At 74.4% G+C, this 19,247-nt stretch carries 16 protein-coding genes; 4 read left to right on the top strand and 12 right to left on the bottom strand.

Annotated elements, in window-relative coordinates; all coding sequences use genetic code 11:
* Positions 1–29: 29 nt before the first annotated feature.
* Together ACWDX6_RS08250 and ACWDX6_RS08245 are read right to left on the bottom strand one after the other, a co-directional pair.
* Positions 30–482 (bottom strand): SRPBCC family protein, encoded by a 453-nt coding sequence (locus ACWDX6_RS08250; RefSeq protein ID WP_451484123.1) that lies wholly within the window; start codon positions 480–482, stop codon positions 30–32.
* 76 nt (positions 483–558) lie between these two features.
* Complete coding sequence (locus ACWDX6_RS08245; RefSeq protein WP_451484122.1) at positions 559–744, bottom strand: hypothetical protein; 186 nt, start codon at positions 742–744, stop codon at positions 559–561.
* A 307-nt stretch (positions 745–1,051) separates the two neighbouring features.
* Here ACWDX6_RS08245 and ACWDX6_RS08240 point away from each other — a divergent pair, with 307 nt between their 5' ends.
* Positions 1,052–5,176, top strand: coding sequence for a molybdopterin-dependent oxidoreductase (locus ACWDX6_RS08240; protein ID WP_451484170.1), 4,125 nt, complete (start codon positions 1,052–1,054; stop codon positions 5,174–5,176).
* Between the two features lie 28 nt (positions 5,177–5,204).
* On the opposite strand, the gene ACWDX6_RS08235 is transcribed toward ACWDX6_RS08240, so the two are convergent.
* The 4 genes from ACWDX6_RS08235 to ACWDX6_RS08220 form a co-directional block, all read right to left on the bottom strand.
* Entirely contained in the window at positions 5,205–7,139 is a 1,935-nt protein-coding gene (locus tag ACWDX6_RS08235; RefSeq protein ID WP_451484121.1) for an ABC transporter permease, read from the bottom strand.
* A gap of 39 nt (positions 7,140–7,178) precedes the next feature.
* Positions 7,179–7,985, bottom strand: a complete 807-nt coding sequence (modA, locus tag ACWDX6_RS08230; RefSeq protein ID WP_451484120.1) for a molybdate ABC transporter substrate-binding protein — start codon at positions 7,983–7,985, stop codon at positions 7,179–7,181.
* Between the two features lie 32 nt (positions 7,986–8,017).
* On the bottom strand, positions 8,018–8,413 hold the full coding sequence (locus tag ACWDX6_RS08225; RefSeq protein ID WP_451484119.1) for a TOBE domain-containing protein: 396 nt from the start codon (positions 8,411–8,413) through the stop codon (positions 8,018–8,020).
* 187 nt (positions 8,414–8,600) lie between these two features.
* Positions 8,601–9,083 carry an Lrp/AsnC family transcriptional regulator gene (locus ACWDX6_RS08220; RefSeq protein ID WP_451484118.1) on the bottom strand — a complete coding sequence of 161 codons (483 nt, stop codon included), beginning with the start codon at positions 9,081–9,083 and terminating at the stop codon, positions 8,601–8,603.
* A 310-nt stretch (positions 9,084–9,393) separates the two neighbouring features.
* Between ACWDX6_RS08220 and ACWDX6_RS08215 the strand changes: the two genes are divergently transcribed.
* Both ACWDX6_RS08215 and ACWDX6_RS08210 read left to right on the top strand, forming a co-directional pair.
* Entirely contained in the window at positions 9,394–10,905 is a 1,512-nt protein-coding gene (locus ACWDX6_RS08215) for an FUSC family protein (protein ID WP_451484169.1), read from the top strand.
* Between the two features lie 147 nt (positions 10,906–11,052).
* Positions 11,053–12,102 carry a lactonase family protein gene (locus tag ACWDX6_RS08210; protein ID WP_451484168.1) on the top strand — a complete coding sequence of 350 codons (1,050 nt, stop codon included), beginning with the start codon at positions 11,053–11,055 and terminating at the stop codon, positions 12,100–12,102.
* A 106-nt stretch (positions 12,103–12,208) separates the two neighbouring features.
* Here the strand turns inward: ACWDX6_RS08210 and ACWDX6_RS08205 are convergent, their stop codons facing one another.
* From ACWDX6_RS08205 to ACWDX6_RS08185, 5 genes are all read right to left on the bottom strand, one after another.
* Entirely contained in the window at positions 12,209–13,132 is a 924-nt protein-coding gene (locus tag ACWDX6_RS08205) for a sirohydrochlorin chelatase (protein ID WP_451484117.1), read from the bottom strand.
* 109 nt (positions 13,133–13,241) lie between these two features.
* Complete coding sequence (locus ACWDX6_RS08200; RefSeq protein ID WP_451484116.1) at positions 13,242–14,213, bottom strand: N-acetylglucosamine kinase; 972 nt, start codon at positions 14,211–14,213, stop codon at positions 13,242–13,244.
* 16 nt (positions 14,214–14,229) lie between these two features.
* The gene (locus tag ACWDX6_RS08195) at positions 14,230–14,907 is read right to left on the bottom strand and encodes a uracil-DNA glycosylase (protein ID WP_403292105.1); all 678 of its coding nucleotides are present in this window, start codon (positions 14,905–14,907) and stop codon (positions 14,230–14,232) included.
* 49 nt (positions 14,908–14,956) lie between these two features.
* A complete protein-coding gene (locus ACWDX6_RS08190) occupies positions 14,957–16,042 on the bottom strand; it encodes a WD40/YVTN/BNR-like repeat-containing protein (protein ID WP_451484115.1) in 1,086 nt (361 codons plus the stop codon).
* Positions 16,043–16,198: 156 nt separating this feature from the next.
* Positions 16,199–17,281, bottom strand: coding sequence for an NADH:flavin oxidoreductase/NADH oxidase (locus ACWDX6_RS08185; RefSeq protein ID WP_451484114.1), 1,083 nt, complete (start codon positions 17,279–17,281; stop codon positions 16,199–16,201).
* 121 nt (positions 17,282–17,402) lie between these two features.
* On the opposite strand from ACWDX6_RS08185, the gene ACWDX6_RS08180 reads away from it, so the two are divergent.
* Positions 17,403–17,765 carry an ArsR/SmtB family transcription factor gene (locus ACWDX6_RS08180; protein WP_451484113.1) on the top strand — a complete coding sequence of 121 codons (363 nt, stop codon included), beginning with the start codon at positions 17,403–17,405 and terminating at the stop codon, positions 17,763–17,765.
* A gap of 17 nt (positions 17,766–17,782) precedes the next feature.
* Here the strand turns inward: ACWDX6_RS08180 and ACWDX6_RS08175 are convergent, their stop codons facing one another.
* On the bottom strand, positions 17,783–19,141 hold the full coding sequence (locus ACWDX6_RS08175) for an FAD-dependent oxidoreductase (RefSeq protein ID WP_451484112.1): 1,359 nt from the start codon (positions 19,139–19,141) through the stop codon (positions 17,783–17,785).
* Positions 19,142–19,247 lie beyond the last annotated feature (106 nt).

Here is a 19,247-nt window from a genome sequence, read left to right as displayed (position 1 = left end):
CGCTTCTCCGGGTCGCGTGGACCATGCCGTCAGGGTGTGACGCCGCGCTCCAGAATGGCCTTGAGGTTCTCCTCGTCCTTCGGGATCTCCTTCCGGGCCCGCGGCCGGACCATGAGGGGGACGAGGACCTTGCCGATGCCCTGACCCTCGAAGTCGACGGCGAGCGTCACGCGAGAGCGCTCGCCGGTGCCGAGCGGCTCGATCGTGCCCTGGATGTCGCCGCGCACCGGCCCGTCGATGCCGTGCACGTGCCAGTACCGCGGCGGATCGACCTCGATGACCTGCATGGTGGTGGAGAACTCCCGCCGCCCGAGCCGCCGGGTGACCGCGACCTTCGAACCGACCGCGAGGGGCGCCTCGCTGATCCGGCGGACCGAGACCGCGCTCTCCTGCCACTCCGGAAGGTGCGTAGGGTCGGCGATGTAGGAGAAGACCTCCGCGGGGCTACGGGAAATGTCGATGGTTTCCTTGATGGCAGACATTTCGCCCTCTTCGTGGTTGTTCATCGTCACTTCACACGAATCGTCCCACGGGCGGGAACGCCCCGCCAGGGACCCGTCAGGCCAGCGCCTCTCGCCGAGCCCGCGCGCCGGCCTCGAACGCCGCGATCGCGGTGGCGGCGTCCCGTGGCTCCCGTAGTCGTCGCGGGTCAGCCGTGTGGTCCGCCCGCAGCGTCAGCGGCTCGCTCAGGTGGCGCGGCCGCCAGGCGATGGTCAGGTGGCTCAGCCGGGCCGGTATCGCCATGGAACGCTCCGGGCCGCGTGGACGGGACGGTCCGTACCCTGACACACTCGCCTGCCGCCCGCTGCCGGTTGCCCCCTCACCTCAGGGGCGACGGAGGAGGGCTCACACACGCCCGCGCACGGGTGTGTGACCAGCGTTACCGATCATGATCGGCCCGGTTGACACGGATGTAACGGGCGTTGCCTACCGTCGGGGTCCGAACGGTTCCACAGAGAGGCCCCCGGTGACGAAACACCCCACGCGGACCCCGCGGGCCGACACCGACCAGGTGCGGACCGTCTGCTCCTACTGCGGTGTCGGCTGCGGCATGCTCCTCGACATCGCCACCGGCCCCGACGGCCGCCGCAGGGTCCTCAAGGCGACCGGCGACAAGGACCACCCCGCCAACGCCGGACGGCTCTGCACCAAGGGCGCCACCACGGCCGACATGCTCGCCGCGCCCGGCCGGCTGACCACCGCGCTGGTCCGCGAGAGCCGCGAGGCCCCGCCCGTCCCCACCGACACCGACCGAGCCCTGGCCGACACCGCCCGCCGGCTGCGGGCGATCGTCGACGAACACGGCCCCGACGCCGTCGCGCTCTACGTCTCCGGCCAGATGAGCCTGGAGGCGCAGTACCTCGCCAACAAGCTCGCCAAGGGCTTCCTCGGCACCAACCAGATCGAGTCCAACTCCCGGCTCTGCATGGCGAGCGCCGGAACCGGCTACAAACTGTCCCTCGGCGCCGACGGCCCGCCCGGCTCCTACGACGACTTCGACAGGGCCGACGTCTTCCTCGTCATCGGCTCCAACATGGCCGACTGCCACCCCGTCCTCTTCCTGCGGATGATGGAGCGCGTCAAGGCGGGGGCGAAGCTCATCGTCGTCGACCCCCGCCGCACCGCCACGGCCGACAAGGCCGACCTCTTCCTGCGGATCAGACCGGGCACCGACCTCGCCCTCCTCAACGGCCTGCTCCACCTGCTGTACGAGAACGGGCACACCGACCCCGCCTTCATCGCCGCGCACACCGAGGGCTGGGAGGCGATGCCCGCCTTCCTCGCCGACTACCCGCCCGCCACCGTCGCCGAGATCACCGGCATACCCGAGCAGGACATCCGTACCGCCGCCGCCTGGATCGGCACGGCCGGGGAGTGGACCAGCTGCTGGACCATGGGCCTCAACCAGTCCACCCACGGCACCTGGAACACCAACGCCCTGATCAACCTCCATCTGGCCACCGGCGCGATCTGCCGCCCCGGCTCGGGCCCCTTCTCCCTGACCGGCCAGCCCAACGCCATGGGCGGCCGCGAGATGGGCTACATGGGCCCCGGCCTCCCCGGCCAGCGCTCGGTGCTCGTCGCCGAGGACCGGGCCTTCGTCGAGGAGCTGTGGGACCTCACCCCCGGGACGCTCCGCGAGGACGGCTCGGGCCGGGGCACGGTCGACCTCTTCCGGCGGATGGCGGACGGGGAGATCAAGGCCTGCTGGATCATCTGCACCAACCCCGTCGCCTCCGTCGCCAACCGGCGTACCGTCGTCGACGGACTGCGCGCCGCCGAACTGGTCATCACCCAGGACGCGTTCGCCGACACCGAGACCAACGCGTACGCCGACGTGATCCTGCCGGCCGCCCTGTGGAGCGAGACCGAGGGCGTACTGATCAACAGCGAGCGCGGCCTCACCCTCGCCCAGCCCGCCGCCGACCCGCCGGGCGAAGCCCTCGCCGACTGGCGGATCATCGCCCGCATCGCCCGGGCGATGGGGTACGAGAAGGCGTTCGCCCACGACACCGCCGAAGAGGTCTTCGAGGAGATCAAGCTCGCCCGGAACCCGAAGACCGGCTACGACCTCGGCGGCGTGACCTACGAGCGGTTGCGCGCGACCCCCGTGCAGTGGCCCGCCGCGACCCTGGACGGCCCCGCACGCAACCCGATCAGGTACGTCGGCGGCGAGGGCGCCGGACCCGTCTTCCCCACGGCGAGCGGCCGGGCCGTCTTCCACGCCCGCCCGCACATCGACGCGGCCGAGATGCCCGACGACGACTACCCGTTCGTCCTCAACACCGGCCGCCTCCAGCACCAGTGGCACACCCTCACCAAGACCGGCAGGGTCGGCAGGCTCAACAAGCTCAACCCCGCGCCCTTCGTCGAGGTGCACCCCGAGGACGCCGGACGGCTCGGCATCGCGGACGGCGACCCGGTCGCGATCGTCTCCCGGCGCGGCAGGGCCGTGCTCCCGGCCGTCGTCACGGACCGGGTCGCGCCGGGCTGCTGCTTCGCCCCGTTCCACTGGGGCGACCTGTACGGCGAGGAGTTGAGCGTCAACGCCGTCACCAGCGACGCGGTCGACCCCCTGTCCTTCCAGCCCGAGCTGAAGGTCTGCGCCGTCGCCCTGTCGAAGGCCCCCGCCGCCGAGGCGGACCCAAGGACCGCGCCGCCCGAGACCACCACGTCCGCGACGGATCCGGAAGCCGCCGCGTCCGAGGCGGGCCGGGACGGCGACCTCTTCGAGGCGGGCCGGGCGCTCACCGCGGCCGTGCGACCGAGCGCCGTCCTGCCGGCCGGACCCGCCGCCGCCCTCGGCCTCGCCCCCGTCCCGCCGCCCGTCCTGTCCGAACGGGAGCGGCGGTATCTCGTCGGCTTCCTGGCCGGCCTGGAATCGGGCGCACCGGGCGTCCCCGTCCTGCCTTCCGGCGCGCCGTTCAGCGCGGAGCACGCCCAGTGGGTGAACGGCGTCCTCGCCGGGCTGTACTCCCGTACGCCGGACAGCGCGGTCACCGGCGCGTCCGCCGCGCCCGAGGCGGGCCGCGAGGTCGTGGTGCTGTGGGCCTCGCAGACCGGCAACGCCGAGGAGTTCGCCGCCGCCACCGCCGAACGGCTCACGTCGGCCGGGCACCGGGCCGCGCTCGCCGCCATGGACGGCACCGACCTGCGCGCCCTGCCGCCCACCGCCGATCTGCTGCTGATCACCAGCACGTTCGGCGACGGGGACGCGCCCGACAACGGCTCCGGGTTCTGGGACGCGCTCGCCGCCCACGACACCCCGCGCCTCGACGGGCGGCGGTACGCCGTCCTCGCCTTCGGAGACTCCTCCTACGCCGACTTCTGCGGGCACGGACGGCGCCTGGACCGGCGCCTGGACGAACTCGGGGCCGTACGCCTGGCACCCCGTACCGACTGCGAACCGGACTACGAACCCTCCGCCCAGGCCTGGCTCGACCAGGTCCTCACCGGCCTCACCGGCCCTACCGGCCTCACCGGCCCTACCGGCCTCACGGACCAGCCGACAGTCCCCGCCCCGGCGACCGCGCCCACCGCGGGCGCCCGCCGCCCCAGGCCCACCACCGTGCCCGCCCGCCTCACCGGCAACCGGCTGCTGAGCCTGCCCGGCGCGGGCAAGGAGATACGGCGGTTCACCTTCGACACGAGCGGGAGCGAGACCCAGCTCCTCCACGAAGCGGGCGACGCCCTCGGCGTCCACCCCGTCAACTGCCCGGAGCTGGTGGCCGAATGGCTCGCCGTCACCGGCCTGGACGCCGCGGAGCCCGTCGAACTCCCCGGCCTGGACGCCGTACCGCTCGGCGAGGCCCTGCACCGCCACCTCGACATCACGCGCCTGACCCCCGCCCTCCTCGGCTTCGTCACCGAGCGCACCGGAGACCGGGACCTAAGACGGCTCCTGCGCCCCGACAACAAGGACGGACTCGCCCAGTGGTCCTGGGGCAGGCAGGCCGTCGACGTGATCGCCGAACACCCCGTCCGCGCCGGTGCGCAGGAGTGGGCCGACGTGCTGGGGCGCCTGCGACCCCGGCTGTACTCGATCTCCTCCAGCCCGCTCACCGACCCGCACCGGGTGTCGGTCACCGTCTCCGTCGTCCGGTACGACAACCGTCACGGCCGCCCGCGCAAGGGCGTCTGCTCGCCCTTCCTCGCCGACGCGGAACCCGGCGCCACGGTCCCGGTCTTCGTCCGCGCCGCCCCGCACTTCCGGCCTCCGGCGGACCCCGCCACACCCATGGTGATGGTGGGCCCCGGCACCGGAGTGGCCCCCTTCATCGGCTTCCTCGAAGAGCGCCGCGCCCTCGGCCACCCGGCCCCCAACTGGCTCTTCTTCGGCGAACAGCACCGCGCCACCGACTTCCTCTACGAGGAGGAGCTCACCGCCCTGCTCGCCGACGGCACCCTGGACCGCCTGGACACCGCCTTCTCGCGGGACCAGCGCGCCAAGGTCTACGTCCAGGACCGGATGCGCGAGCACGGCTCCCAGCTGTGGTCCTGGCTCCGCTCGGGCGCCCACTTCTACGTCTGCGGCGACGCGGCGCGGATGGCCGAGGACGTCGACCGGGCGCTGCGGGACATCGCCGTCGCGCACGGCGGCCTCGACGAGGAGGCCGCCGCCGTGTACGTCAAGCAGCTCGCCGCCGACAAGCGGTACGTCCGGGACGTCTACTGACCCGCGGGCGCGGCCGTACGCGCGGGGGTCACAGAGCCACCAGGGTCACTTCCGTCGCCTTCACGCCCGTCCAGACCGGCACGCCGTCCGCCAGACCGAGCTCGGCGACCGCCTGCGGGGTGATCTCCGCGACGAGCGACGGCACGTGCTCGGACGTGATCAGCACCCGCAGCCGGCTGCCGCTCGCCGTGATCTCCCGCACGGTGCCCGGCCAGACGTTACGGGGGCTGCCGCCGGGCTTCTCACGGTGGACGGAGACGGCCTCGGGCGCGATGATCGCGAGAGCGTCCGTCCCGGGGGGAAGCGGCTCGGCGGCGACCAGGCCGCCCCCGTCCGCCAGCGCGAGCCCGTCGGCGGTGGCCGTGCCGGGCCAGGCGTTGCGGCCCAGCAGCCTGGCCACCCACGGGGACCTGGGGTGGCGGGAGACCTCGGCGGGGGAGGCGTCCTGGAGGGTGCGGCCGTCCTCGAGGACCAGGACCCGATCGGCGAGCGAGACCGCCTCCACGGGATCGTGGGTGACGATCAGACAGACGCCGCCGAAGCCGGCCAGATGGGTCCGCAGGGTGTGCCGCACATGGGCCCGGGTGGTCTGGTCGAGCGCGGCGAGCGGCTCGTCGAGGAGCAGCAGCCGGGGGCGCGCGGCGAGCGCGCGGGCGAGGGCGACCCGCTGCGCCTGGCCGCCGGAGAGCTGGGCGGGACGGCGGTGCGCGAGGTGACCGACGCCGAGGCGGTCGAGCCATTCCCGCGCCTCGAGCCGGGCCGCGGCCCGCGGCACGCCACGGGCGCGCAGTCCGTAGGCGGTGTTGGCGAGCGCGGTCAGGTGCGGGAAGAGGGCGCCGTCCTGCGGCACCCAGGCCACCTGGCGGCGGTGCGGTGGCAGTGCCGTGACGTCGTCCCCGCCGAGCCTGAGTGCGGCACGGGCCCGCGGCGTGAGGCCCAGCAGGGCCCGCAGCAGAGTCGTCTTCCCGGCGCCGTTGGGCCCGACGACGGCGATGGTGGTGCCGGGCTCGGCGTCCAGGACGAGCTGGGCGAACCCGGTGACCTCCGCGTGCAGCGCCCAGCGCTCCGCCGGCCGTGCGACGGGGGAGGCACCGGCTGCCGGAGCCGGCTCCGGCACGGCCGGGCCGGGGGAGACGGGCGCGGGCCGGGCCTCCGGGGCGCCACCGGTCCACCGGCCGCGCAGCGCGATCAGCACCGCCATCGCGATGGCCAGCAGCAGCAGGGAGACCGAGGTCGCCGCCGCCGGCTCCTCCTGGAGCAGCAGATACACCTGGAGCGGCAAGGTCTGCGTGGTGCCGGGCAGGTTCCCCGCGAAGGTGATGGTGGCACCGAACTCGCCGAGCGCCCGCGCCCAGGTCAGGGCCGCGCCCGCGACCAGGCCCGGGGCGACCATCGGCAGGGTCACCGTGAAGAAGACCCGGAGCGGCGAGGCCCCGAGGGAGGCGGCCGTCTCCTCGTACCCCGGCCGCAGCCCGCCCAGCGCGCCCTCCAGGCTGATCACCAGGAACGGCATGGCGACGAAGGTCGCCGCGACGACCGCTCCCGAGGTGTGGAAGGGGAGCGTGACGCCGAAGGCGCTCTCCAGCCACGGCCCGAGCAGCCCGCGGCGGCCGAAGGCGAGCAGCAGCGCCACCCCGCCGACGGTCGGCGGCAGGACCATCGGCAGCAGGACCAGGGAACGGACGAACGCCTTGCCGCGGAACGGTACGCGGGCCAGCAGCCAGGCCAGGGGGACGCCGAGCAGCAGGGAGAGGCCCAAGGCCCAGAACGAGACGATCAGCGACAGGCGCAACGCCTGGACGGTCCCCGGGCCGGTCAGGTGGTCGGCCAGCTCCCCCCACTGCGTGCGGGCGAGGACGCCGACCAGCGGCAGCAGCAGGAACGCGACGGCCAGCAGCGCGGGCACGGCGAGGGCGATCGGGGTACGGGCGCGGCCGGGTGCGCGGCGGCGGAGGTGTGTCATCGCTGTTCCATGCCTTCTCCGTGCTTGCTCGGGCTCTCGCTAGGGCTTCTGGAAGCCCGCGTCCCGGAGGATCTTCTGCGCTTCGGGCGTGTTCAGCCAGGCCACGAACGCCGAGGCGGCTTCCGCGTTCCGCGAGCTCTTCAGGGTGGCGGCGGGGTAGGAGGCGATCGCGTTGCGGTCGTCGGGGATCTCGACGGCGTCGACCTTCTCGGCGGCGCCGGCCGCGTCCGTGCGGTAGACGAGACCGGCGTCGGCCTCGCCCAGCTCGACCTTGCTCAGGACGGACCGGACGCTCGGCTCCTGCGAGACGGGCCGCACCGGGATCTCCTGGGCGTCGAGGATCTGCCGGCTGTACCGGCCCGCCGGGACCTCGGGTGCGGCCAGCACGACCTTCAGCCGGGGGTCGCCGAGGTCCTTCAGCTCGTCGACCTTCTTCGGGTTGCCCTCCCCGGTGGCGATGACCAGCCGGTTCCTGGCGATGACGGTCGGCGTGCCGGTGTCGGCCCGCAGCCCGTCCATCGTCCGGGTGTCGGCGGTGACCAGCGCGTCGGCGGGAGCGCCCTGCCGGACCTGGGCGGCGAGCTCCTGGGAGCCGGCGAAGGAGAAGGACACCTCCGTGCCCGGGTGGCTCTTCTCGTAGGCCGCGCCGGCGGTCGTGAACACATCGGTGAGCGACGCGGCGGCCAGCACCGTCAGACGGGCCGCGGGCGCGCCCGCGGAGGACTCCGTGGACTTCGCGGCGCCGTCCGTACCGCTGCCGCCGCAGGCCGTCAGCGAGACGAGCAGTCCAGCGGTCAGGACGGCGGACGCGGCCCGACGCCCGGGGGAGAGAAGGATCGAGGTCATGGGCAGGGGGCTCCTTGGGTGCGGGGCCGCGTTCAGGCGCGGTCGATGTGCACGCTGGTCGACTTCACGCGGGCGGTGGCCTGCATGCCGACCTCCAGGCCGAGCTCCTCCACGGCCTCGCGGGTCAGGAGCGAGACGAGCCGGTGCGGACCCGCCTGGATCTCGACCTGGGCGGCCACGTCGCCGAGCTTGATCGCGGTGACGATGCCGGGGAAGGCGTTGCGCGCCGAGGTGTACGAGCCCTCCTCGTCCTCCTGCGCGCTCTGTGCGATCTCGACGGAGAACGCCGCGAGGTCACGGCCGTCGATCAGGCGGCGGCCGCTCTCGTCGCGATGGGTCGCGACCCGTCCGGCATCCGCCCAGCGGCGCGCGGTGTCGGTACTGACGCCCAGCAGACGCGCCGCCTGCCCCATGGTGTAGGACTGCATGTGCGTCACGTTAGGCCGCTCAGGCTCTCATCTGCAATCGTTCCTGATCCATTTCGTAGCATCCGCGAGTCGGCCTGGAGGAACCCCCAAGAGCGCCGCTCAGAGGGTGCCGAAGCGTCGGCCAACCGTGCGTACGACCACGTTGGCCCCCGTCGTCCAGTCCCTCCGCCCGGCCGCCGCTCCGCGCTCAGCCGCCGCCGACCGACGCCCGCCCCACCGCCTCCACCAGCGGCAGCAGACGGTGCGGAACCCGCTCGCGCAGCGCCATCTCCGTACGGGTCCGGACCACTCCCGGCAGCTGGATCAGCCGCTGGATGACATCCTCCAGATGGCCGTTGTCCCGAGCCACCACGCGCGTCAGCAGATCCCCGCCGCCCGTGATCGAGAACGCCTCGACGATCTCCGGGATCACGGCGAGCGCGTCCCCCACCTCGTCGAGATGCCCCTGGGTCACCTCGATGTGGACGAAGGCGAGCACCGGATGGCCGAGCGCCGCGGGGGAGAGGACCGGACCGGTCGCGGTGATCACACCGTCCCGCTCCAGTCGGTCGATACGGGCCTGCACCGTGCCCCGGGCCACCCCGAGGATCCGCGCGTACTCGCGCACGCTGGTGCGCGGCCGCTCGATCAGCAACCTCAGGATGCGGGTGTCGAGCTCGTCCACCGCCATGGTCCGTTGGCCTCCTCCTGGCTGAGTTCTCCTCGCGATGACTGTACCAATGGCCCACCATCGAGAGGATGAGTTGAGCCAGCGGCGGCCAGGTGTTTTCCTTCGGAAGAGTACGAGCAGATGGCGCCGCGCACGCGCCGGACCGGCGACGCGGCCGGTGCCGGACCCGCGGCGCCTTTCCCATGCCCGGCGGCCGCCACCAGCAGGCCGGGGCACGAGAGCATGTCGAAGAGGGTGTGTGTACGGCAGCGGGGGCGGAACGACCGTCGTGAAGAAGAGCCGGGCGGCCTGTCGCCGACTGGTCCGGCACATGTTCGTGGCTCCCGACCCGGGCCGGGTCCGACTGCGGATCTCCTCGCGCGCCGTCCTCGGCGTCGGCCTCTCCGTCGCCGCGGCCGAACTCTCCGGACTCTCCCTCACCGCCTCCATCACCGGCGGTCTCGCCGCGCTGCTCGCACTCTTCACCGTCGGCGATCCCACCGTGCGCCGCCAGCTGGTCACCACGGCCCTGCTGCCCGCCATCGGATTCCCCGTCCTCGCGCTGGCCACCGTGCTGCACGGGGCGCCGCCGCTGCGGGACGCCGCCTGGCTGTCCGTCGTCCTCGCCGGCGTCTACGCACGCCGCTGGGGACCGCGCGGCCACGCACTCGGCATCTTCGCCTTCATGATGTTCTTCGTCACCCAGTTCCTGCACGCGCTGCCCGCCCAGCTGCCGGAGCTGTACGCGGCGGTGGCGCTCGCCCTCGTCGCCTCCGGCGCGGTCCGCTTCGTGGCCTGGTGCATCGAGCGGCGCGTCCCGCCGCCCGCCGCGCCCGCCCCGCTGCCGGGCAGCGGCCTCGCCCGGCCCACCACCCGGCAGGCGATCCAGGCCACCGTCGCCTGCGCCGTCGCGCTCGCCGCCGGACAGTTCATCTCCCACGAGCGCTGGTACTGGGCCGTCGGCACCGCCTGGTGGATCTTCGTCAACACCGCCTCGCGCGGCGAGACCCTCGTCCGCGGCTTCCGCCGGGTCGTCGGCACCGTCACCGGCATCGCCGCCGGATTCCTCATCGCCGTCCCGCTGGCCGGCGCCCCCGCGCCGACGGCCGCCCTGGTCGCCGTCTGCGTCTTCGGCATCTTCTACACCGCCCCGCTCTCGTACAGCTGGATGATGTTCTTCGTCACCGTCATGGCGGGCCTCCTCTACGGCCTGCTCGGCGTGCTGCACCCCGGGCTGCTGCTGCTCCGCTTCGAGGAGACGGCCGTCGGCGCGCTCGGGGCGGCCGTCGGCGTCGTCCTGCTCCCCGTCACCACCCACGCGGCCACCAACGCCTGGATCGAGCGGGCCGTCACCTGCGTGCACGACTGCACCACCGCCGCGGCCCGGCGCCTGGCCGGCGACCCCGAGGCCGACCCGGCGCCACTCGTCGCCGAGCTGGAGCTGCTGCTCGGCCGGGTCCGGCTCTCCCTCGCCCCGCTCGTCCACCCGCTCAGCCCGCTGCGCGCCCGCAAGGCCCGCGCCCGCCGGGTGCTCGCCCTGCTCGACGACTGCGCCCGGGAGATCAAGGGGCTCACGACGGTCGCCGCCGACCCGGACGCCTCCCACGACGCACGGCTCGCCGCCGCCGCCTGGCGCGTGGAGGCGGCCGTCCGTGCTCTTGTGCGCCCGGCCCGCCCGGCCCGCCCCGCCCGCCCCGCGGTGCCGGACGTCGGCGCGCTCCCGCCGCACCACCCCGGCGCCGAGGCCGCCCTCGGCCATCTGCACGGCCTGGAACGGGCCTTGGTCGACCTGGCCGCCCCTCTGCGTACCGCACCGGGCGCCCCCCTCGTCCCCGCGGCCTGATCCCGCTCCCCGAAGACCCGGTTGGTCTAGACCGCCTGCTACCGTCGGCCGCGACTACGGCCGGTCGACCGCGACCGGCCGGCGGACAGGGGAGGCGCCGTGCGCGACGCGGAGGCGGGTCGGACCGAAGAACGGGACAGCGAGCGTGTGACGGTTCGGGGCGGCCCTCAGGGCCGCCCTCGCGCGTTCATCGGCTCCTTCACCTCCGCGGGCGGCCGCGGCGTCCTCACGGCCGATCTGGACGCCACCACGGGCGCCCTGACCATCACCGGGACAAGTGACACGGTCGCCGACCCGTCCTTCCTCACTCTCGCCGGAACCACGCTCTACGCCGTCTCCGAGACCGACGAGGGCGCCGCGGCCGCCTTCGACGTCGGCGGAGCCGTACCCCGCCCGCTCGGCGCCCCCGTACCCGTGGGCGGCGCGGCGCCCACCCATCTCTGCGTCGCCGCCGGACACCTTCTGACGGCGAACTACACCTCCGGCAGCGTCACCGTCCTGCCCCTCGCCGAGGACGGCTCGCTCCGCCCCGCCACCGACCGCGCCCGGCACGAAGGCTCCGGACCCGTCCCGGGCCGACAGGACGCCCCGCACGCCCACCAGGTGCTCCCCGACCCCGCCGGGCGCTGGGTGACCGCCGTGGACCTCGGCACCGACTCGGTGCGCGTCTACGCCCTCGACCCCGCGACGGGCACCCTGCGGCCGCACGGCGAGACCGCCCTGCGGCCCGGCACCGGCCCCCGCCATCTGGCCTTCCACCCCGCCGGCACGCACGCGTACGTCCTCAACGAGCTGGAACCGACCCTCACCGTCTGCCGCTGGGACGCCGACGCCGGAGTCCTCGAGCCGCTCGGCGAGACCCCCGTCCTGCCCGAGGGCGCCGCCGAGCCCGGCTACCCCTCCGCGGTCGTCGTGGCACCCGACGGACGCTTCCTCTGGGCCGCCGTCCGCGGTCACGACTCCCTCGCCGTCCTCGCCCTCGACGCGAGCGGCGAGAAGGCCGGACTCGTCACCACCGTGCCCTGCGGCGGTCACTGGCCCCGCCACCTCACGCTCGACCCGTCCGGGCGGCGCCTCTACGCGGCGAACGAGCGCTCCGGGGACGTCACCTGGTTCGACATCGACGCGGAGACCGGTGTCCCGCACCGTGCGGGCGCCGTCGAGGCCCCCGCGGCCTCCTGCGTCGTCTTCGGCTGAGCCGCCCCGCGACGACGGAAGGGCCCGCACCGGACATCTCCGGCGCGGGCCCTGTCGTACCGCTGAGTCGGGCCGCCGCGCATCCCACCGGACGCGGCGCGACGGATCAGAGGGCAGGGGCGCCCTGCGCCTGCTGCGGGGCGATGCCGAGCACGGCCGTGTACTGCGAGAGCACCAGCTTGCCGATGGCCGGGTACGCGCCGAGCGGTTCGGCGGCGGCGCAGCCGGCCTCCTGCGCGGCGGCGTCGAGCAGACCCTCGGCCAGCTCCGGACCGATCAGGTACGGGGCGAGCGCCAGCTGCTCCGAGCCGGAGGCGCGCAGCTGCTCCGCGACCGCGGTGATCGAACCCTCCTGGTCCAGCGCGGCGGCGATCACGGGGACGGCCAGACGCGCGGCGAGCAGCATGCCGGTGATGCCGGCGGCCTGGACCGCCTCCTCGCCGCCGACCGTGGCGAGCACGATGCCGTCGGCGGCCGTGGCGACCGTGAAGAGCCGGGCGCGGTCGGCACGGGCCAGGCCGGCCTCCGACAGGCGCACGTGCAGCGCCTCGGCGAGCAGCGGGTGCGGGCCGAGGACGTCGGTCAGCTCGGCCAGGTTGCCGCTGTCCATCACGGCCTGGCGGACCTGGCGCATCAGGGCGCTGTCCGGGCCCGCGAGCAGCGGGACCACCACGGCGGCCGGGCCCTCGGGGGCGCTGACCTCGCGGCCGGCGGCCAGGGCCAGCTCGTACCGCTCGGAGCGCAGCGCGGCCGCCCGCGAAAGGACCGTCGCGAGGGTGGGGTACTCGGCGTCGTCGCCGTCCAGGTAGCCGATCGCGGCCTCCAGGCCGGGCAGCTCGGAGCGGGCGATGCTCACGACCTCTTCGCCCAGCGAGCGTATGGCGGCCGACGGCGCGCCGGGGACGGCGAGAACGAGTGCGGGAGCGCCCTCGGGCGCCGCCGCGGGTTCGGGGCGACGGTGCCGTCCGGTCTGGCGGGGTCGCGGCATTCGTACAGGCAGGCCGGAAGCAGGCCCAGTGGGGGAGCTCATGCGCCCGCATGCTACTGGTTTCGCCTGCCGCGCACTGCGGTGAGGTGCGGTCGAGCGTGGGATGCCCCTGTATGTCCGAACCACCGTTCAGCTGTGCCCGGACCGGGGCTCAGCCGACGAGACGGAGCATCCTGGGCTCCCGGGGCAGCCGCAGGGAACCGGAGGCCAGAGCCGAGGCGAGGGTGACGGCGCCGTCGAGCGGATCCCCGGCGGCGGAGACGGTGCGCGCGGCGGGCAGCCGCTCCGCGAGCTCCTCGCCCAGCGGTACGAGCAGGGGGTCGCCCAGCTTGAACAGGCCGCCGGTCAAGGCCACATCGCACGGCCCGTCGTCGGGGCAGGCCGCCGCGGCCGCCTCGGCGATGTGCGCGGCGGCCCGGGCGAGGATCTCCGCCGCCACCGGGTCGCCGTCCGCGGCACCGCGGGCGACGTCGGGTGCGAAGGAGGCCAGCACGGCGGGCCGGTCCGTACGGGGGTAGAGCGCGCCCGGCAGGCCGGCGGCCGGGCCGAACCGCGCCTCGGCCCGGGCGAGGAGCGCGCCCGAGCCACCGGGGCGGCCGTCGAAGGCGCGCATCGCCGCCTCAAGCCCCGCCCGGCCGATCCACGCGCCGCTGCCGCAGTCGCCCAGCAGATGACCCCAGCCGTCGGCCCGGCGCCAGGAGACGAGATCCGTGCCGAGCGCGATCAGACCGGTGCCGCCCGCGACGACCGCCCCCGGGCGCTGGCCGAGCGCTCCCGCGTACGCGGTGACGGCATCGGCCGCGAGCGCCAGCTTCCGCACCCCGAGAGCCTGCTCCAGGGCGCCGGGGAGCACGGCGCGCAGCGCGTCGCCGAGCGTCGCCATTCCCGCGGCCCCGACCGCCACCGCGGCCACGGGCTCGGCGGCTTCGGCCCGCCGCAGCATCGCCTCGGCGGCGGGCAGCAGCTGCTCCAGGAGATGGGCGGCGTCGATGCCACCCGGCCCGGTCCGGACCGGCTCGCGTGAGGAGACCGTCTCCACGACGCGGCCGTCGGCGTCCGCCAGAGCGATCCGCAGCCCCGAGCCGCCCGAGTCGACGCCGAGGACCCGCCCGCCGGTCGTCACGGAAGCCGCCGGCTCGTCACGGCAGCCGCCAGTCGACCTCCTGCGCCCCCTGGCGCAGCAGGAGTTCGTTGGTGCGGCTGAACGGGCGGGAGCCGAAGAAGCCCCGGTCCGCGGACATCGGCGAGGGATGCGACGACTCGATGGCCGGCAGATCACCGAGCAGCGGACGCAGATTGCGCGCGTCACGTCCCCACAGCACCGAGACGAGCGGCTTGCCCCGGGCGGCCAGCGCCTTGATGGCCTGCTCGGTCACCGCCTCCCACCCCTTGTCCCGGTGCGCGCCCGGCTTGCGCGGGGCCGTGGTGAGCGCCCGGTTGAGCAGCAGCACCCCCTGGCGGGTCCAGGGCGTCAGATCACCGTTGGAGGGACGCGGAAGCCCCAGGTCGGTGTTCATCTCCCGGAAGATGTTCTCCAGACTGGGCGGCAGCGGCCGCACGTCCGGTGCCACGGAGAAGCTCAGGCCCACCGCGTGCCCCGGTGTCGGGTACGGGTCCTGGCCGACGATCAGGACCCTCACCTCGTCGAAGGGCTGTTGGAAGGCCCGGAGCACATTGGCCCCGGACGGCAGGTAGGTGCGCCCAGCGGCGATCTCCTGTCTCAGGAAGTCGCCCATGGAGGCGATGCGTTCGGCCACGGGCGCGAGCGCGTGCGCCCACCCCGGTTCGACGATCTCGTTCAACGGTCGTGCTGCCACGGCCGTCACTCTACTGGCGCAGCGCCCCGGCCCTCACCGGATCGGCCGCTCAGGCGATCACCGCCGCCCGCACGCACAGCACGTCCGGCAGGTGCTCGGCCAGCAGCCCCCAGCTGTCCCCGTCGTCCGCGCTGCCGTACACCTCGCCGTTGCGGTTGCCGAAATAGACACCGGTCGGGTCCCCGCCGTCCGTGCACATCGCGTCCCGCAGCACCGTGCCGTAGTGGTCGCCCTCGGGCAGTCCGTGGGTGAGCGGCTCCCAGCTGCCGCCGGCATCGCTCGTGCGGTAGACACGGCAGCGGCGTTCGGCGGGCACCCGGTCGCTGTCGGCGTTGATCGGGAAGACATAGGCCACATCGGCCCGATGGGGGTGGGCGGCGACGGTGAAGCCGAAGTCGGACGGCAGCCCGGCCCCGATGTCGGTCCACTTCGCGCCCGCGTCGTCGCTGCGGTACACCCCCCAGTGGTTCTGCAGATACAGCCGGTCCAGATTGCCCGCGTCCTGCGCGATCTTGTGGACGCACTGGCCGAACTCGGGGTTCGGATCGGGCAGGAAGACCGCCGACACGCCCTGGTTGGACGGCGCCCAACTGACCCCGCCGTCCAGGGTGCGGAACACCCCCGCCGCCGACACGGCGACCGTCACGGCCTCCGGGTCGCGCCGGTCCGTGACCACCGTGTGCACGGCCTCGCCGCCGCCGCCGGGCTCCCAGCGCGAGCGGGTCGGGTGCTCCCACAGCGGACGCACCAGCTCGAACGACTCGCCGCCGTCGGTGGACTTGAACAGCGCGGCGGGCTCCGTCCCGGCGTAGACGACGTCCGGGGAGTGCGCGGGCGCGGGGTGCAACTGCCAGACCCGCTCCAGGGAGACCCCCGTGTCCTGCGGGAACCTGACCGCAGGCCGGGGCGGTTCGGTCCAGGTCGCTCCGAGGTCGTCGGAGTGGAACACCGAGGGGCCCCAGTGGTCGCTGACCGCGCCGACCAGCAGGCGCGGGGTGCCTCGGCGGGTGTCGATGCCGATCGAATAGACGGCCTGCGCGTTGAAGCGGGGTTCGTCGAACTCCCACCGCCCCGCACGCCGGCGGCCGATGAACAGACCCTTGCGGGTGCCTACGGTGAGTACTACGTCGGGCATGGCCGACACCTCCAGGACGCCGTTGTCGCGGATAGGGGCAAGTCTGCACCCGACCACTGACAGTGACCCCTGGAGAGGGCGTCGCCCCAGGTCGGAGGCGTGTTTCCGCCGAAGTGAGGAGACCTGGCGACAAGCGCCCCGGAGGGGACGACCGGTTCAGATGGCCCAGGCGTACGGCGTCGGCGCGTGCGTCCGGGCGCCGAGCTCGCGCGCGGCCCGCCGGGCCCAGGAGGCGTCGCGCAGCAGCTCGCGCCCGAGCAGCACGGCGTCCGCCTCCCCGTTGGCGACGATCTTCTCGGCCTGCGCGCTCTCCGTGATCAGGCCCACGGCGGCGACCGGAAGCCCCGTCTCGGCCCTCACCCGGGCCGCGAACGGCACCTGGTAGCCGGGGCCGACGGGGATGTCGGCCGGGCCGCCGTTGCCGCCGCTGGAGACGTCGAGGAGGTCGACGCCGTGCTCGCGCAGCAGGGCCGCGAGGCGGACGGTCTCGTCGGCGGTCCAGCCCTGCTCCCCGAGCCAGTCCGTGGCGGAGATCCGGAAGAAGACGGGCAGCTCCTCGGGCCACACGGCCCGTACGGCGTCGACCACGTCGAGGGCGAGGCGGGTGCGGTTCTCGAAGGAGCCGCCGTAGGCGTCGGTGCGGCGGTTGCTGTGCGGGGAGAGGAACTCGCCGATGAGATAACCGTGGGCCCCGTGCACCTCGACCACCTGGAACCCGGCGGCGAGAGCGCGGCGGGCCGCGTCGGCGAATTGGCCGACGATCTCCTCCATGCCCTCGGTCGTCAGCTCGGTCGGCACGGGGTACCCCTCGGCGAACGCGAGCGGGCTCGGCCCGACCGGCTGCCAGCCGTGCCCGTCCTCGCCGACCGGACCGCGGCCCTGCCAGGGGCGCCTGGTGGCCGCCTTGCGGCCGGCGTGCCCGATCTGGATGCCCGGCACGGTCCCGTGCTCCTTGAGGAAGCCGGCGATCCTGCGCAACGCCTCGGCCTGCGTGTCGTTCCAGATGCCGAGGTCGGCGGGGCTGATCCGGCCCTCGGGGGAGACGGCGGTCGCCTCGACGAGGATCAGGCCCGTGCCGCCGGTGGCGCGCGAGGCGTAGTGAGCGAAGTGCCAGTCGTTCGCGACGCCCGCCTTCGGGCCGGACGCCTCTGCCGAGTACTGGTCCATCGGCGCCATCCAGACGCGGTTGGGGACGGTCAGCGATCGGAGGGTGAGGGGCTCGAAGAGGGCGGCGCTCATGGCGGACTCCGTTCCGGGGGGCCTGACAGGGTGCTCGTACGATACTCATCGTAGTACGGCACCTGTCAAACTACGAGGGTAGTCGTACAATGGTGCGTACCCCGGATGAAGTGGAGCCGCCGTGACGACCGCGACCAACGCTCGCGTCCTCGAACACCCCGCGCGGGAAGAGATCCGCCTGGAAGGGGTGCTGCACGCGCTGTCGGACGCGGTGAGGCTGCGGATCGTGCGCGAGATGGCCCGCGAGCAGAGGGCGCTGAGCTGCTCGGACTTCGGCCTTCCGGTGACCAAGTCGACGTCGACGCACCACTTCCGGGTGCTGCGCGAAAGCGGCGTCATCCAGCAGATCTACCGCGGCACGGCCAAGCTGAACGGTCTGCGCCGCGACGACCTGGACGCCCTCTTCCCCGGCCTCCTCGACAGCGTCCTCGCGGCGGCGGACGCCGAGGAACTCCGCCTGGCCGGTCGGCCCGACACCCCCTGAGCGATACGGGACGCTCCCTACCGGGCGAGGGGGCGGCCCAGGGCCGCCTCCCGCAGACCCGCCCAGTCCGCGATCTTCACCCGGCCCCGGCCGAGCGAACGGCCGAGGGCCGACTCGGCGCTCTCGATGGCCAGCCACCCGGGCCACGCCACCGGCTCGTGGCCCAGCTCCCGCAGGGCCGCCGGCGGATCGGCCGCCACCGTCCGCCCGGCGAGATCCGCCGCGTCGGCCAGCAGTGACGCCACCGTCTCCTTCGCACAGGGGCGGTTGGTCCCGATGACGCCCGTGGGCCCCCGCTTGATCCAGCCCGCGACGTACTCACCCGGGGACGGCGCACTCTCCCGCAGCACCCGGCCCGCCTCGTGCGGAACCGTCCCCCGGGCCTCGTCGAACGGCAGCCCCGGCAGCGCGACCCCCTTGTAGCCGACGGCCCGCAGCACCAGCTGGGCCTCGATCTCCTCGAACCGGCCCGTACCCCGCACACCCCCGGCGCCGTCCGGCTCCGTCCGTTCGAAACGGACCGCCGCCACCCGCCCGTCCTCGCCGAGCAGCTCCACCGGCCGCAGGAAGAACCGCAGCGTGAGGGAGCGCCCGCCCTCCGGGCCCGGCGGCGCCGCCGCCCAGCCGCGTACGACCTCCACGTTCCGGCGGTTCACGGCCGCCAGCCCGGACGGGTCCGCGAACGACGGATCCAGCGCCAGGTCCGCCGGGTCCACCCGCACCCGCGCGGCGGGCAGCGCGCCCAGCTCCCGCAGCTCCTTGGTGGTGAACTTGGCCTGCCCGGGGCCCCGGCGGCCCACCATGTGCACCTCGCGCACCCGGCTGGCCTCCAGCGCCGAGAGCGCCCGCTCCGGCACGTCCGTCGGGCGCAGCTCGCCCGGGCCGCGCGCCAGGATCCTGGCGACGTCCACCGCCACGTTCCCGACCCCGATCACCACCGCCGAGCGCCCGCCGAGCCCGAAGCCGTCGGCCACGGCGTCGGGGTGCGCGCTGTACCAGGAGACGAACTCCGTCGCCGAGAAGCTGCCGGCCAGATCCTCGCCCGGCACCCCGAGCCGCCGGTCCCTGGCCGCGCCGACGCAGTACACGACGGCGTGGTAGAGCTCCAGCAGACGGGTCGGGGTCAGACCGCGCGCCCCGACCTCGACATTGCCGAGGAAGCCGATCCGCTCGTCCTCCAGGACGGCCCGAAGGTTCTGCTGCAAGGATTTGATCTTCTCGTGGTCCGGGGCGACGCCGTAGCGCACCAGCCCGTACGGACAGGGCAGCCGGTCCAGGACGTCCACCCGGACGCCGGGCACCACCGACTGCTGGACCAGCGCCTGGGCGGTGTAGACCCCGCTGGGCCCGGAACCGACGACAGCGACACGAAGCACGGCCGTACTCCTTCCCGCCGCGGGCGTTCCCGCCGAGAGGCTTCCAGCATGGCACCGACGGGCCCCCGCGCGGGAGGGCCGTGCGGGGGACGGCGCCCGGTGCCGC

Source organism: Streptomyces sp. NPDC003027, assembly GCF_053591435.1.
This window is presented reverse-complemented; position numbering and strand designations above follow the sequence as displayed.

Bases quoted from the DNA above. Each gene is read 5' to 3' on its own strand.
- ACWDX6_RS08220 (WP_451484118.1), bottom strand. From the start codon at position 9,083: ATGGCGGTGGACGAGCTCGACACCCGCATCCTGAGGTTGCTGATCGAG.
- ACWDX6_RS08205 (WP_451484117.1), bottom strand. From the start codon at position 13,132: ATGAGCTCCCCCACTGGGCCTGCTTCCGGCCTGCCTGTACGAATGCCG.
- ACWDX6_RS08235 (WP_451484121.1), bottom strand. From the start codon at position 7,139: ATGACACACCTCCGCCGCCGCGCACCCGGCCGCGCCCGTACCCCGATC.
- ACWDX6_RS08245 (WP_451484122.1), bottom strand. From the start codon at position 744: ATGGCGATACCGGCCCGGCTGAGCCACCTGACCATCGCCTGGCGGCCG.
- modA (WP_451484120.1), bottom strand. From the start codon at position 7,985: ATGACCTCGATCCTTCTCTCCCCCGGGCGTCGGGCCGCGTCCGCCGTC.
- ACWDX6_RS08225 (WP_451484119.1), bottom strand. From the start codon at position 8,413: ATGCAGTCCTACACCATGGGGCAGGCGGCGCGTCTGCTGGGCGTCAGT.
- ACWDX6_RS08185 (WP_451484114.1), bottom strand. From the start codon at position 17,281: ATGAGCGCCGCCCTCTTCGAGCCCCTCACCCTCCGATCGCTGACCGTC.
- ACWDX6_RS08215 (WP_451484169.1), top strand. From the start codon at position 9,394: ATGTTCGTGGCTCCCGACCCGGGCCGGGTCCGACTGCGGATCTCCTCG.
- ACWDX6_RS08190 (WP_451484115.1), bottom strand. From the start codon at position 16,042: ATGCCCGACGTAGTACTCACCGTAGGCACCCGCAAGGGTCTGTTCATC.
- ACWDX6_RS08250 (WP_451484123.1), bottom strand. From the start codon at position 482: ATGTCTGCCATCAAGGAAACCATCGACATTTCCCGTAGCCCCGCGGAG.
- ACWDX6_RS08240 (WP_451484170.1), top strand. From the start codon at position 1,052: ATGCTCCTCGACATCGCCACCGGCCCCGACGGCCGCCGCAGGGTCCTC.